Raw genomic sequence first — 13,560 nt, 5'->3', positions numbered from 1 at the left:
TCAGCTCCGTTTCAGTTTCGGGTCCAGCGCATCGCGCAACCCGTCGCCCATCAGGTTGATGGCAAGCACGGTGACCAGAATTGCGAGACCGGGGAAGGTGACAACCCACCATGCGCGCAGGATGAACTCGCGCGCTTCAGCCAGCATGGTGCCCCATTCCGGCGTGGGGGGCTGCGCGCCCATGCCCAGAAACCCAAGGGCCGCCGCGTCCAGAATGGCAGTGGAAAAAGACAGGGCCGCCTGAACGATGATTGGCGCCAGGCAATTGGGCAACACCGTGATGAACATCAGGCGTGACTTGCCCGCACCAGCCACACGGGCCGAGGTTACATAGTCTTTCTGCCGTTCCGCCAGAACCGACGCTCGGGTCAGGCGCACGTAATGCGGCTGAAACACGATGGCGATGGCGATCATCGCGTTGGTCAGTGATGGGCCCAGAATGGCGACCAGAACAAGGGCAAGCAGCAAAGACGGGAAAGCCAGGACGATGTCCATCACCCGCATGATCAATGTATCAACCCATTTGGGCGCAAAACCCGACAGAAGGCCGACCATTACGCCACCCGTTACGGCAACACAGACCACAACGATCCCCACAAAGAAGGAATAGCGTGACCCCATGATCAGCCGCGACAGCATATCCCTGCCCAAAGGATCGGTACCCAACGGAAAGGCCCAGCTTCCGCCTTCCTGCCAGGCAGGGGGTTGCAGGATATGGTCCCGGAATTGTTCGGTCGGATCGTAGGGGGCCAGCAAAGGGGCAAAGGCCGCACAGAACACAAAACCTGCAAAGACCCACAACCCAATCACGGCACCGCGGTTTTCGCTGAAGTAATACCAGAACTCTCGCAGTGCGCTGGGACGATTTTCAGTTACGGGCTGGGTCGACGAAAGCTCGGTCATCATCGTCTCCGGATTTTTGGGTTGATGATGCCGTACAGGACATCGACCAGCAGGTTCACCAGCATCACGATCACCGCGATCATCAGCAAACCCCCTTGCACCACCGGGTAATCCCTGCGGAAAATACTGTCGACCATCCACTTGCCGATGCCCGGCCAGCTGAAGATGGTTTCGGTAAGAATTGCCCCCGCCAACAATGAACCGACCGACAATCCAATAACCGTGACAACAGGGATCAGCGCGTTACGTAGCGCATGCAGCCCGTTGATACGCGTGGGCGACAGCCCTTTGGCACGCGCAGTGCGGATATAATCCTCACCCAGAACCTCCAGCATCGCCGACCGGGTCTGTCGCGCAATCACGGCCAGCGGAACGGTTCCCAGCACAATTGTCGGTAGGATCAGATGACGAACAGCCGACGCGAATGCGCCTTCCTGCCCGGACAAAAGACTGTCGATCAGCATAAAGCCAGTGACATTTGGAAAGTAATAAAGCAGGTCGATCCGGCCCGAGACCGGCGTCCAGCCAAGATTGCCCGAGAACACGATGATCAGCAGCAGCGCCCACCAGAAGATCGGCATCGAATATCCGACCAATGCCGAAGACATCAGCGCCCTGTCAAAAAACTTCCCCCGATTCACCGCCGCAATCACCCCGGCAGGCAGACCCAATGCGATGGCGAATATCATGGCGCAGAGCGAAAGTTCCATTGTCGCGGGGAACAGCGAAAAGAACTCCTCCCAGACCGGTTTTTTGGTGACAAAGCTTTCGCCAAGATCGCCCTGCAAAACCCCGGCAAGGTATTCCCAGTATTGCTGCAACACCGGTTTGTCGAAACCCAACTTTTCTACCATTTCCTGATAGCGTTCTTCAGTCATACCGCGCTCGCCAGCCATGACGATGATCGGATCACCCGGTAGCACCCGGATGAACATGAATGAGATCAACGTCACGCCCAGAAAGGTCGGGACGAACAGGCCAATGCGGGTGAGTAAGTAACCAAACATCAGCGACCTATGATTGTAAGCTCTTTGGGAAAATGGGTCAGCGACCGGCAACCATCCGCAGTGACAAGCACGTCATCTTCGATGCGAACGCCAAAACTGTCGAGCGCATACAGACCTGGTTCATTGGTCCAGACCATACCCGGCAGGATTTTCTGATGATTCCCACGCATGATATATGGTGCCTCGTGCACATCCCGGCCCAGCCCGTGACCTGTTTTGGTGCGAATACGATCCGCAAATGGCGAGGCTTCGAGCACGCTTGTGACCGCATCGTCGATGTCATGGGCCGTAACACCCGGGCGGCAGGCTTCGAACCCGATTTTGTTGGCGCGCAGAACAGTATCATAGACTTCCCTGCCCTCGTCCGACACGTCCTGAACAAAGAAGGTTCGCGTGATGTCGGCGGCGAAACCATCTTTGCGGGCACCGAAATCGAACAGTAAAGCGTCGCCTGTCCTGATCTGGTAGTCGTTGCGCGCTTTCCCATGCGGCCGTGCCGAGTTGTCGCCAGCCGCCACGATGGGCGAAAACGCCAGAGACTCGGCCCCTTCTGCAAAAAGCGCCTGTATCAAGGCCTGTTCGACCTGTTTTTCGGTCTGGCCGACACGCACATCTGCAATCACACGCACCAACGCGCGTTCCGAGATATCGATGGCCGCCTGCAACGCAGCAATGTCTTCATCGGTCTTGATGCTGCGCAGGCCCGAGATTTCGCGTTCACCGTCGACGATCCTCAAGTCCGGCAAAGCAAGGGTAAATGCGGCAGAGACAAAAACCCGCATCACCTGACCTTCCACCGCCAGCGAGCGGATCGGGATATGCGCGGCCAATGCGGTAAACGCATCGTCATAACCGGTCTGATCGCGCCAATCGAAAACAGCGCCCTCGAACCCGACAAGACCCCATGAGGCCAGTTCCAGATTGGGCACAATCGCCGCGGCCTGTCCCTCAGCCGGGACAACGACCACGAAGGGCCGTTCGTGGCTCATGAAAGCTTTTCCCAAAGCGCGTGTGAAATTCGGGCCAGGTACAAGAGCTACAGCGTCGACCGACATGTCCCGTGCCAGTTGACGATATTCGGACAGATCCGGCATTCAGGCCGACCTCCTCAATAAAAAGCCGGAGCCGCCAAACAGGCAGCTCCGGTGAGTGAGTGGTGGCTTACTCGACGCTCACACCATAGAAGATGTGGCCGCCCAGCGGGTGCACTTTGTAGCCTTGCACCTTGTTGCTCATCGGCATGAATACAACCGAGTGAGCAATGGTTGCCCATGGGGCCTGCTCTTTGAACACGACCTGCGCTTCTTCATACAGCTTGGTCCGCTCTGCCTGATCGGTGCTTTGCTTGGCTTTCAGGATCAGATCCTCGAACGGCTGGTGGCACCATTGCGCACGGTTTGATGCCTCGACACCGTCGCAGCCCAGCAGAACGGCCAGGAAGTTGTCCGGATCGCCGTTATCACCGGTCCAGCCCAGCAAAACAGCACCATCGCGGTTCAGTTCTTTCGAGCGTGACAGGTATTCGCCCCATTCGTACGAGACAATTTCGACGCCCACACCAACCTTGGCAAAATCAGCCTGGATCAGCTCGGCCATGCGGCGGGCATTGGGGTTGTAGGGGCGCTGAACCGGCATCGCCCAGATCTTCATCGACAGGTCTGTGACACCTTCGGCATCAAGCATAGCCTTGGCCGCTTCGGGATCGTATGGATCGTCCACGATAGCGTCGTTATAGCTCCACATGGTTGGCGGGATCGGGTTCTTGGCAGCCTGGCCTGAACCCTGGAAAACCACGTCGATGATCGCCTGCTTGTCGATCGCCATGTTCAGCGCTTTGCGAACCTTGGGGTTGTCGAACGGCGCCATCGTGGTGTTGTAAGCCAGATACCCGACGTTCAGCCCTTCCTGCTCCATCATGTTGATGTCTGCATCATCCTTCATCGCCTGAATGTCAGCCGGGTTCGGGTAAGGCATCACATGGCACTCGCCAGCTTTCAGCTTCTGAAAGCGAACAGACGCGTCCGGCGTAATGGCAAAGATCAGGTTTTCGACCTGCGCCGGTTCTTTCCAATAATCGCCATTAGCCGCATAGCGGATCACCGCGTCTTTCTGGTAGGCCACGAACGAGAAAGGCCCGGTCCCGATGGGCGCGGTATTCAGTTTTTCAGGCGTGCCGGCAGCCAGCATAGCGTCGCCATATTCGGCTGACATGATCGATGCAAAGTCCATCGCCATATTCGCAACAAAGGGCGCCTCTGGCTTGGACAGGGTGAATTTCACCGTGTAGTCATCAATCTTTTCGATAGAAGAGACCAGATCCGGCATCCCCATGCCCTGGAAGTATTCCCACGTGCCGCCAGACACTTGGTTATAGGGGTGGTTCTCGTCCTTTTGGCGCATGAACGAGAAGATTACGTCATCGGCATTGAAGTCGCGGGTCGGGGTGAATTCGTCATTCGAATGGAATTTGACACCCTGGCGCAGCTTGAACGTGTATTCCAGGCCATCATCACTGGCCTCGACACTTTCAGCCAAGCCGGGGATCACATTGGTCGTACCGGTTTCGAATTCCAGCAACCGGTTATAAATAGGATGCGATGAGGCATCAAAGGTTGTTCCTGCGGTAAACAGAGCAGGGTCAAACCCCTCGGGTGAACCTTCGGAACAATACACAAGGGTATTTGCCTGTGCCACGGCACCCGACAGGGCGATTGCCGTGGTTGCGGCCAGAAGATTGAGTTTCATGATTTTCTCCCAGAAATGGACTTTGCAAGACAATCGCAGGGCTCTTTGTCGTCAGAGCGTTCAGTGACAATACGGGTCGTTGCGATATCCCTGACAAATGTATCCAAAATACAAAACCTGTTGTCAACCGGCTCTGTCACTGACTTTCGTGAAAGATGCCCGTTGCCAGGAAGTGTCTTGAAATCGAAAGCGCCCTGCCCCAGGAAAATCGCGAAGGGCGACACTTACATTCCACAAGGTCCGGCAGTATGGCCACAGGTATCGACTGTCGTTGACCCTAAGTCATTCAGGTAAGAATGGATATCTATCTCTGACTGGTAGCTGATGAAGTATCCTTGCGCATATCGCGAATGCAATCGTAACCCAGCCAAAGTAACACGGTCAGTGCGACCAGAAATACGTAGGGAAGCAGCGAGATTTGCATAACCAACACTCCGTAAAACATGGCGGCGTACGCAGCGATTTGGACAATCACCAACAAACCCCACGCAACCATTCCCCAAAGATTGCGCGCTTTCCCTTGACCGATGGAGTTGCGCAAGTTCTGGCACTCTGCCTCGTTCACCACAGGAGACGCGGCACCCGTTGAATTGAGAATGCCGTTGGTGTCGAGCGCGCTGGATCGACTTGCATCGAAACAAGGGGACGCCTCTCGACAGGTGGGCGCAGTGTGTAACATTGGTTGAGTCCTTGGACATCTGGGGTTTGGCGGCGAGCCTTCACTGTGCCTCAGGACACCTACTCCACGCACCATGCCACCCACGAGATCAGGCGCCACCGTTGCCGTATTGCAATCATATCCAGCGGAGAAATGCCGATCCTCGCTCTGGCGCAGCATAAAACCGCACAAGCAACCGAGAGACCCGTGATAACCGCGATCAGATGATGTCCGAGGAGCTTTTCGCGACCCTCGGGGGCTCATGGTTTTTGGCGCGGTTTTCGGAATCGCGCCGTCCGCCGAACTGGGACCCTTGCGTGCTTCCAACGCTCTATTCTACGGCGTCTTTCGATGCCGAGTGCGAATACCCTGTGCCCACAGCGTGATCGTATCATCAAACAACCAATTGGCTTCTAACAGGAGTCGCGGTTCAGGTATCACTCACAAGTTCATCTGTGTACAAATTGGTAAGATTGCGCTCAAGTACATGTCATATCCAGCCGCCGAGGATGCCATGCCGATTGAACACGCCCCTTTCAGCCAAGCGGAATATGACCGCAGGATCGCCAAAACCCGAAGTGCTATGGAAAAAGCGGGGTTAGAACTGCTGTTTGTCACCGACCCGTCGAACCAGGCTTGGCTGACTGGCTATGATGGTTGGTCCTTTTATGTGCATCAGGGCGTATTGCTCGGCATGGAAGGAGAGCCGATTTGGTGGGGACGCCAGATGGATGCATTGGGTGGGTTGCGCACATGCTGGATGTCCAAGGACAACATTCGCGGCTATGTTGACCACTACGTTCAATCAACCATACGCCATCCCATGCAGGATCTGGCTGGCCACATTCGCGCGCTTGGGCTGGACGCGGCCCGTATCGGCGTTGAGATGGAGAACTATTACTATTCCGCAAAGGCACACGAGGTTTTGGGCAAGGAATTGCCAGAAGCAACGCTGGTGGATGCGACGGCACTGGTTAACTGGCAGCGCCTGATCAAGTCGGAAGAAGAAATTGTCTTTATTCGCAAGGCGGCCCGGATTTCGGAAAAAGTAATCCAAACGGCCATTGATCGCGCCGCAGTGGGCGTGCGCAAGAACGACCTTGTCGCAGATATCTTTCATGCCGGGATTACCGGGGTTGAGGATGATTGGGGGGATTACCCGGCCATTGTCCCTTTGACACCCTCGGGGCTGGATGCCACTGCCGCGCACCTGACATGGAATGGCGCACCGATGAAGAAGGGTGAAGCAACATTTTTCGAACTGTCCGGCTGCTATCGGCGCTATCACGCTCCGCTTTGCCGCACAGTATTTCTTGGCACTCCGCCGCCAGAAATGCGGGACGCGGAACGCGCGCAGATCGAAGGGATAGCGGCGGGTCTAGAGGCTGCCCGGGCTGGCAATCGGACCAGCGACATTGCAAACGCTTTTCTAAAGGTTCTTGCCCGTCACGGACTCGAACGGGAGGGGCGCATGGGATATCCTATCGGCCTGAGCTATCCGCCAGATTGGGGCGAACGGACAGCGTCGATCCGCGCCGAAGACGAGACCATTCTGCAACCAGGTATGGTTTTCCATTTCATGCCTGCGCTGTGGATGGACAGCTGGGGCCTTGAGACCACGGAAACCATTCTTATCACCGAAAACGCCCCAGCCGAAGCCCTATGCAATATCGAGCGAAAGCTCTTTGTGAAAGACTAAGCCTTGAGCACCCTCGAAGACGCCAAGACCCTGCTGGGCGAACTGATCGGCTTCCCCACGGTTTCGTCAGACAGCAACCTGGACATGATCAAGCACCTCGCGGACCGGTTGAGCGATTGCGGTGCAGAGGTGGAAATATGGCATGACGAAACCGGTACGAAAGCCAATCTTTTTGCTTCATTGGGCCCCAAGCGCGACGGTGGTATCGTTCTCTCAGGCCATTCCGATGTAGTGCCTGTTGCCGATCAGGACTGGTCCTCGGACCCGTTCGTGATGGAGGAGCGGGACGGCAAGTGGTTTGGTCGCGGCACCTGCGATATGAAAGGGTTTATCGCGGCGGCAGTCATCATGGCCCCGTATTACGCAAAGCTGGACCTTCAGCGCCCGGTGCATTTCGCCTTTACCTATGACGAGGAAATCGGCTGTTTTGGCGCGCAGGCTTTGGCCAAGACCCTGCGGGAGAAAGCGATCAAACCCGCTGTGGTCATCATCGGGGAACCCACCTCGATGCGCATCATCGAAGGCCATAAGGGCTGCTATGAATATACAGCGCATTTTACCGGGTTCGAAGGCCATGGCTCGGCCCCCGAGCGCGGTGTAAACGCAGTCGAATACGCAGTGCAATACGTGTCGAAACTGCTTGCGCTGAAAGCTGATTTGCAAGGGAGAGCACCGGCAAACAGCCCGTTCGACCCGCCATGGACAACAATCAACACCGGTTCGCTGGTGGGTGGGGTGGCCCATAATGTAATCCCCGGTAAGGCGCGGGTCGATTGGGAGATGCGACCAGTGCACAAGGCGGATGCGGATTACGTCAAAGACGAACTACACCGGTTTTGCGCGCAATCCCTGATCCCGGCAATGCAGGCTGTTCACCCCGATGCCGGTATCAAGACCGAAATAATCGGTGAGGTCGACGGGCTGGAGCCGATGGACGAGAACGAGGCGCGTGACCTTGTGATGGAACTGACAGGGGCAAACCGAGCGGACGTTGTACCCTTCGGCACCGAGGCCGGGATATTCCAGCAGTTGGGGATGAGCGTCGTTGTCTGCGGCCCCGGATCAATCGATCAAGCGCATAAACCCGATGAATACGTCTCGGTCGACCAGATGGCCCAATGCCTTGATATGCTTCGGCGTATATCTTCGAAGCTGGCGTAGATGAAGACCTCGGCCCGCGCGGTATCGATATTCTGGTTGGGTGCATCGGTGCTGTTCGTGTTGTTCTGGGCGGGTGGCTACAGTATTGCCAAGCTGGGGTTGCCCTTTGTGGAACCAATGACCATGCTTGCGATCCGTTATGGTTTGGCTGGTCTGTGTCTTCTGCCGCTGTTGGCGGTGTTCTGCCCTGCCCTGCGGCGTGATCCCTCGAAATGACCCGATGCTGGCTGGCGCAGTGCAATACTCGGTCTTTATTGCCGTGATGTTTCCTTCCCATCACCATGACCATCGAAGCGATGGAAACCACCTGAACCGAGATCACAACCCTCAGGAAAGCACATTCAGATAGCTTTTGATCGCCGTCCTGCATCCGTGCTGCCAGATCCGTGGCAACCAGCGTGCGAAGGCTTCTGCGAACTGCGTTTCACATCCCGTATTCCCGTACAGGTTTGCTGCCTCAAGCCACTTTTTGGGTTGCTCCCTGGCGGCAAGGGCCGCACTCTGCAAATCGCTCCAGATGGGATCATTGGGCGCAATCTCTGATCCGTCCTCACGCAGACCGGCGCACATCCGGCACCAGAAAGCTTCAACCAGTGCCAGCCCAGTAACAGTGGTATCCGAGGCCAGAGCATCGCGAATGGACGGAAGCAAGAATCCGGGGTGGCGTGCAGACCCGTCAAAGGCTACGCGCCGCGTCGTGTCATGAATAGCCGTATTCGAAAACCTGCGTTTGACCAGATCCAGATACTGTTCAGGCGTCATCCCGGGAACCGCACTGGCATGAGGGAGAATTTCTTCGGTCTGGACTTTCAGAAAGAATGCCGAAATTTCCCGGTCGTTCATGCAGTCCGAAATTGTGGGTATGTTCAGAACCTCGCCCACATTCGCCAGTATTTGGTGCCCGCCGTTCAGAATACGCAGTTTCAGGGTTTCAAATGCGTGCACGTCTTTGGTGATCGTTACGCCGACTTTTTCCAACATCGGCCGCCCGGCGCAGAAATCATCTTCAATTACCCATTGGCGAAAGTTCTCGTGTGAAACCGGAACGCAGTCTTCAATTCCCAGGGCGCGGGTCTGGGATCGGACATGATCAGTGGTGGCGGGAACAATGCAATCCACCATCGAATTCGGGAACGCCCCGTTCTGATCGATCCAATTCGCAAGATCAGGGTCCGTAAGGCGCGCCAGTTCAACAACGCAATTGCGCAGGATGGTACCGTTGCCCTGAAGGTTGTCACAACTTAATGCCGTAAAGGGCAGATGCCCGGCGGCACGGCGATTGCCAAGTGCCGCCACAATGGCACCAAAGACCGTGCGAGGCTGTTGCGGGTTTTGCACGTCGTGTCGAATATCATCGTGATCTGTGTCGAAAGCACCCGACTTGGCATCCAGAAAATAGCCGCCTTCAGTAACGGTAAGGGACACGATCCGAATGGCGGGATCGGACATTTTCCTGATCAGGGGTGCATTTCGGGGTTCAATGGGCAGATAGTCGATCAACGGGCCGATGACTTCGGCCGAAACACCGGACGGGTCAAGCTCAATCAAAGTTGTCAAACAGTCCTGCCCAATCAGCTTTTCGCGCATGTCCGCGTCATAGGCCCGAACACCGGCCCCGATGATCGCCCAGTCGAGGGCCAACCCTTTTTGCATCAGCCTGTGTATGTACCATGCCTGATGCGCACGGTGAAAATTCCCAAGTCCGATATGAACAATTCCAGGGGTCAGGTCTTCACGTCGGTATCCGGGTTTCTTGATATCTGCCGGAAGCGCCCCAAGGTGGTCGAGGCGCAGCTCTACCGGTGTTATGTCCGCCAAAGGGGTCATCAGCTCATCCAGTTTCCGCCGTCGACATTGTAAGTCTGGGCCACGATGTATTCCGCTTCATCAGACGCCAGAAACACAGCCATCCCGGTCAAGTCCTCGGCCCGTCCCATACGGCCGAACGGTACCGCTGATGCAACTTCGCGCTTCTTCTGTCCGGGTTTTTTGTTTTCGTACTTCGCAAAGAAGGCGTCCACACCGTCCCAATGCTCTCCATCCACAACACCGGGTGCGATCGCATTCACATTTATCCCGTGGGCGATCAGATTGAGCCCCGCAGACTGCGTCAAAGAGATTACGGCGGCCTTGCTGGCGCAGTAAACGGCGACCAGTGGTTCGCCACGCCGACCGGCCTGTGAGGCCAGATTGATGATCCGGCCTTTGACATTGGCGTCGATCATGTGTCGCGCAACGGCCTGCAGTGTAAACAGGGTGCCAGAGACATTGATATCGAAAACACGCTGGTAATCGGCGCGATCGATTTCGGTGATGGGCGCTGCTGAAAAAACGGCGGCATTGTTGATGAGAATATCAATCTGACCGAATTGATCCACAGTGCATGCAACAGCATTGTCGATGCTGTCCTGATCAGCGACATTCATTTCGACCGCTATTGCAGCGTCACCAATTTCCGAGGCTGCGGATTGCGCCCGCGCGATATCAATGTCAGCAATGGCCACACGCGCGCCTTCGGCGACGTAAGCTTTTGCGAAGGCCAGCCCGATTCCGCGCGCAGCCCCAGTGATGAGCGCGGTTTTTCCGTCCAGTCGCTTCATTCGATCCGTAGCCCTTGGGCGTCAAAGCGATGAAGCACGTCGGCACGTGGTGTCAGGTAGATGTGGTCGCCATGCCGAAATCCAACCTCTCCGTCCGCGCGCACCGTGATTGTTTCCGCCAGACCGGTTTCATGTATGTGAAAAAACGTATCTGATCCGAGATGCTCGGACACGCCTACAACACCGCTCCAGGTTCCGTCGCTCTCGGACACAGCAATATGTTCGGGGCGGATACCGATTGTATGCGCGCCGTGTTTTGCAGCCTCTTCGCCTTCGATAAAGTTCATCTTGGGCGAGCCGATGAACCCGGCGACAAAAAGGTTCCGCGGTGTACGATACAGGTCCAGCGGGCTTCCGACCTGCTCGATCACACCTGCCTGTAGCACGACGATCTTGTCGGCCATCGTCATCGCTTCGACCTGATCATGGGTCACATAGATCATGGTGGTCGCCAGCCGTTCGTGCAACTCGCTGATCTCCAACCGCATGCCAACGCGCAGCGCGGCGTCCAGGTTGGACAGCGGCTCATCGAACAGGAACGCTGCGGGTTCGCGGACAATGGCACGCCCGATGGCCACACGCTGGCGCTGGCCACCGGACAGCTGACCGGGGCGGCGATCCAGATAGTCGGTCAGGTTCAGAACCTGCGCGGCCCCTTCCACACGTTTGTCGATTTCGGCCTGATCCAGTTTTGCCATGCGCAACGGAAAGGCGATGTTCTTGCGAACAGACATATGCGGATACAAGGCATAAGACTGGAACACCATTGCCAAACCGCGTTTTGCGGGTGGTACGTTTGTTGCGTCGGCCCCGTCAATGTCGATGGAACCCGAGGTGATGTCCTCCAACCCCGCAATCAGGCGCAGCAAAGTAGACTTGCCGCAACCCGATGGTCCGACAAACACCGTGAACTCTCCGTCTTCGATGGTCAGATCCAGTGGCGGGATAACCTGCACGTCGCCAAAGCTTTTGGTCACGGACTTGAGTTGAATACGTCCCATGAGAAGTTTTCCTTATTTCACAGCGCCAAAAGTCAGGCCGCGGACAAGTTGTTTCTGGCTAAACCAGCCAAGGATCAGGATCGGTGCAATCGCCATTGTCGAAGCCGCGCTGAGCTTGGCAAAGAACAGGCCCTCGGGGCTGGAATAGCTGGCGATAAATGCGGTCAGCGGGGCCGCGTCTACGGCTGTCAGGTTGAGGGTCCAGAATGCCTCGTTCCAGGCAAGAATGAAGTTCAGCAGAACAGTCGAAGCGATGCCCGGCACAGCCATGGGTGTCAGGATGTGCAGGATTTCCTCTTTCAGTGTCGCTCCATCCATCCGCGCGGCTTCAAGGATTTCCCCGGGAATTTCGCGGAAATAGGTGTAAAGCATCCAGACAATGATCGGCAAGTTGATCAGCATCAACACGACGACCAGCCCACCTCGTGTATCAAGTAGCCCCAGACGAATGAACAGCAGGTAGATCGGGTAAAGGACACCGACCGCCGGCAACATCTTAGTCGAGAGCATCCAAAGCAGAATGTCCTTTGTACGTTTCGAAGGAACAAACGCCATTGCCCATGCTGCCGGTACAGCAATTATCACACCCAACAGGGTTGACCCGCCTGCGATGATGACCGAGTTCCAAAGGAAACGCATGTAGTTCGAGCGTTCCTGCACGACAGCATAGTTCTCAAGCGTCCAGTCGAAGTTCAGGAACAGTGGCGGGCTTGCGATGGCCTGTGCTTCGGTTTTGAAGCTGGTCAGGATGGTCCAGAGGATCGGGAAAAAGATCAGCAGACCGACGGCCCAGGCCAGGGCAGTGTTCAGCGACTTGCGTTGGATTGTGACGGTGCGGGCCATGGTTTTACCTCCTCACGCGTCCAGGTTCTTGCCGACGATGCGCATCAGGAAGACCGCAACGATATTGGCGAGAATGATGGCATAGACACCTCCGGCTGATCCGAGACCGACATTCTGGCTTTCCAAAACGCGCTGGAAGATCAGGTAGGTGAGTGTACGGGTGCCGAATGCGCCGCCGGTGGTGACGAAAATCTCGGCAAAGATCGAAAGCAGAAAGATTGTCTGGATCAAGATTACGATTGTGATGGCACGGCTCAGGTGCGGTAGAATGATGTGGTAGAACCGCTTGAGTGGCGGAGCGCCGTCCATTTCAGCGGCTTCCAGTTGCTCACTGTCCAGTGACTGAATTGCGGTCAAAAGGATCAGTGTCGCAAATGGCAACCATTGCCACGACACGATCATGACAATCGAGGTCATTGAAGCTTCGGACAACCACGAGACCGGTTCAGCCCCGAAAAAGCGCCACAGATGGGCCAGCAACCCGTTGACCGGGTCCATGAACATGTTTTTCCAGACCAGAGCCGACACAGTCGGCATAACAAAGAATGGTGCAATAACGAGGATGCGCACCACCCCCTGGCCCCACATTGGTTGATCTAAAAGCATCGCCAGCAGGATGCCCAGAATGACCGTAATCGCCAACACGCCGATCACAATGACAAGCGTTGCCTGTACCGCGGGCCAGAACGAGCTGGACGAAACAAATCGGATATAGTTGTCGAAACCCACCCATCCGAGATCACCGCCTCGCAGGGGAAGATACTTCTTGAAGGAAAAATACAGGGTCATCGTCAGCGGCACGAGCATCCAGCCAAGCAGCAGCACCACTGCGGGTGCCATCATCAGGCGTGCAACTGATCTGGAATGTTGGGTTGCCATTGTGCAAGACCTCTCTGTTCAGGCGTAAGGCAGCCTGCGAGAAAAACACGAATTGTGGAAGTGG

The 13,560-nt window shown here is 56.2% G+C and carries 13 protein-coding genes; 3 read left to right on the top strand and 10 right to left on the bottom strand.

Going from position 1 to position 13,560, the window contains the following annotated elements; genetic code table 11:
* The 5 genes from I9188_RS14235 to I9188_RS14215 form a co-directional block, all read right to left on the bottom strand.
* Nucleotides 1-903: an ABC transporter permease subunit gene (locus tag I9188_RS14235; RefSeq protein WP_209506835.1), complete on the bottom strand. Its 903-nt coding sequence runs from the start codon at nt 901-903 to the stop codon at nt 1-3.
* Nucleotides 903-1,910 carry an ABC transporter permease subunit gene (locus I9188_RS14230; protein ID WP_209506834.1) on the bottom strand — a complete coding sequence of 336 codons (1,008 nt, stop codon included), beginning with the start codon at nt 1,908-1,910 and terminating at the stop codon, nt 903-905. Before I9188_RS14230 ends, I9188_RS14235 begins: the two co-directional genes overlap by 1 nt.
* On the bottom strand, nt 1,910-3,004 hold the full coding sequence (locus I9188_RS14225; RefSeq protein WP_209506833.1) for a Xaa-Pro peptidase family protein: 1,095 nt from the start codon (nt 3,002-3,004) through the stop codon (nt 1,910-1,912). The genes I9188_RS14230 and I9188_RS14225 overlap by 1 nt, the downstream gene beginning before the upstream one ends.
* 67 nt (nt 3,005-3,071) lie before the next feature.
* Complete coding sequence (locus I9188_RS14220; RefSeq protein ID WP_209506832.1) at nt 3,072-4,655, bottom strand: ABC transporter substrate-binding protein; 1,584 nt, start codon at nt 4,653-4,655, stop codon at nt 3,072-3,074.
* Between the two features lie 304 nt (nt 4,656-4,959).
* Nucleotides 4,960-5,334, bottom strand: a complete 375-nt coding sequence (locus tag I9188_RS14215; RefSeq protein WP_209506831.1) for a hypothetical protein — start codon at nt 5,332-5,334, stop codon at nt 4,960-4,962.
* Nucleotides 5,335-5,827: 493 nt separating this feature from the next.
* On the opposite strand from I9188_RS14215, the gene I9188_RS14210 reads away from it, so the two are divergent.
* From I9188_RS14210 to I9188_RS14200, 3 genes are read left to right on the top strand one after another with little or no spacing between them, the layout of a single operon-like run.
* Nucleotides 5,828-7,012, top strand: a complete 1,185-nt coding sequence (locus I9188_RS14210; RefSeq protein ID WP_209506863.1) for a M24 family metallopeptidase — start codon at nt 5,828-5,830, stop codon at nt 7,010-7,012.
* 3 nt (nt 7,013-7,015) lie between these two features.
* Complete coding sequence (gene argE / locus I9188_RS14205; RefSeq protein WP_209506830.1) at nt 7,016-8,173, top strand: acetylornithine deacetylase; 1,158 nt, start codon at nt 7,016-7,018, stop codon at nt 8,171-8,173.
* Complete coding sequence (locus I9188_RS14200; RefSeq protein WP_209506829.1) at nt 8,174-8,389, top strand: EamA family transporter; 216 nt, start codon at nt 8,174-8,176, stop codon at nt 8,387-8,389.
* Nucleotides 8,390-8,500: 111 nt separating this feature from the next.
* Here the strand turns inward: I9188_RS14200 and I9188_RS14195 are convergent, their stop codons facing one another.
* Genes I9188_RS14195 through I9188_RS14175 form a run of 5 tightly spaced genes read right to left on the bottom strand, consistent with a single transcriptional unit; the run spans nt 8,501 to nt 13,496 of the window.
* Nucleotides 8,501-10,000, bottom strand: a complete 1,500-nt coding sequence (locus I9188_RS14195; protein WP_209506828.1) for a mannitol dehydrogenase family protein — start codon at nt 9,998-10,000, stop codon at nt 8,501-8,503.
* Nucleotides 10,000-10,773 carry an L-iditol 2-dehydrogenase gene (locus tag I9188_RS14190; protein WP_209506827.1) on the bottom strand — a complete coding sequence of 258 codons (774 nt, stop codon included), beginning with the start codon at nt 10,771-10,773 and terminating at the stop codon, nt 10,000-10,002. The genes I9188_RS14195 and I9188_RS14190 overlap by 1 nt, the downstream gene beginning before the upstream one ends.
* The gene (locus I9188_RS14185; RefSeq protein ID WP_209506826.1) at nt 10,770-11,774 is read right to left on the bottom strand and encodes an ABC transporter ATP-binding protein; all 1,005 of its coding nucleotides are present in this window, start codon (nt 11,772-11,774) and stop codon (nt 10,770-10,772) included. The genes I9188_RS14190 and I9188_RS14185 overlap by 4 nt, the downstream gene beginning before the upstream one ends.
* Nucleotides 11,775-11,786: 12 nt before the next feature.
* The gene (locus I9188_RS14180) at nt 11,787-12,617 is read right to left on the bottom strand and encodes a carbohydrate ABC transporter permease (protein WP_209506825.1); all 831 of its coding nucleotides are present in this window, start codon (nt 12,615-12,617) and stop codon (nt 11,787-11,789) included.
* A 12-nt stretch (nt 12,618-12,629) separates the two neighbouring features.
* Nucleotides 12,630-13,496: a sugar ABC transporter permease gene (locus I9188_RS14175; RefSeq protein ID WP_209506824.1), complete on the bottom strand. Its 867-nt coding sequence runs from the start codon at nt 13,494-13,496 to the stop codon at nt 12,630-12,632.
* Nucleotides 13,497-13,560: the final 64 nt, after the last annotated feature.

Source organism: Ruegeria sp. HKCCSA071, assembly GCF_017872555.1.
Classification (GTDB): domain Bacteria; phylum Pseudomonadota; class Alphaproteobacteria; order Rhodobacterales; family Rhodobacteraceae; genus Ruegeria.
This window is presented reverse-complemented; position numbering and strand designations above follow the sequence as displayed.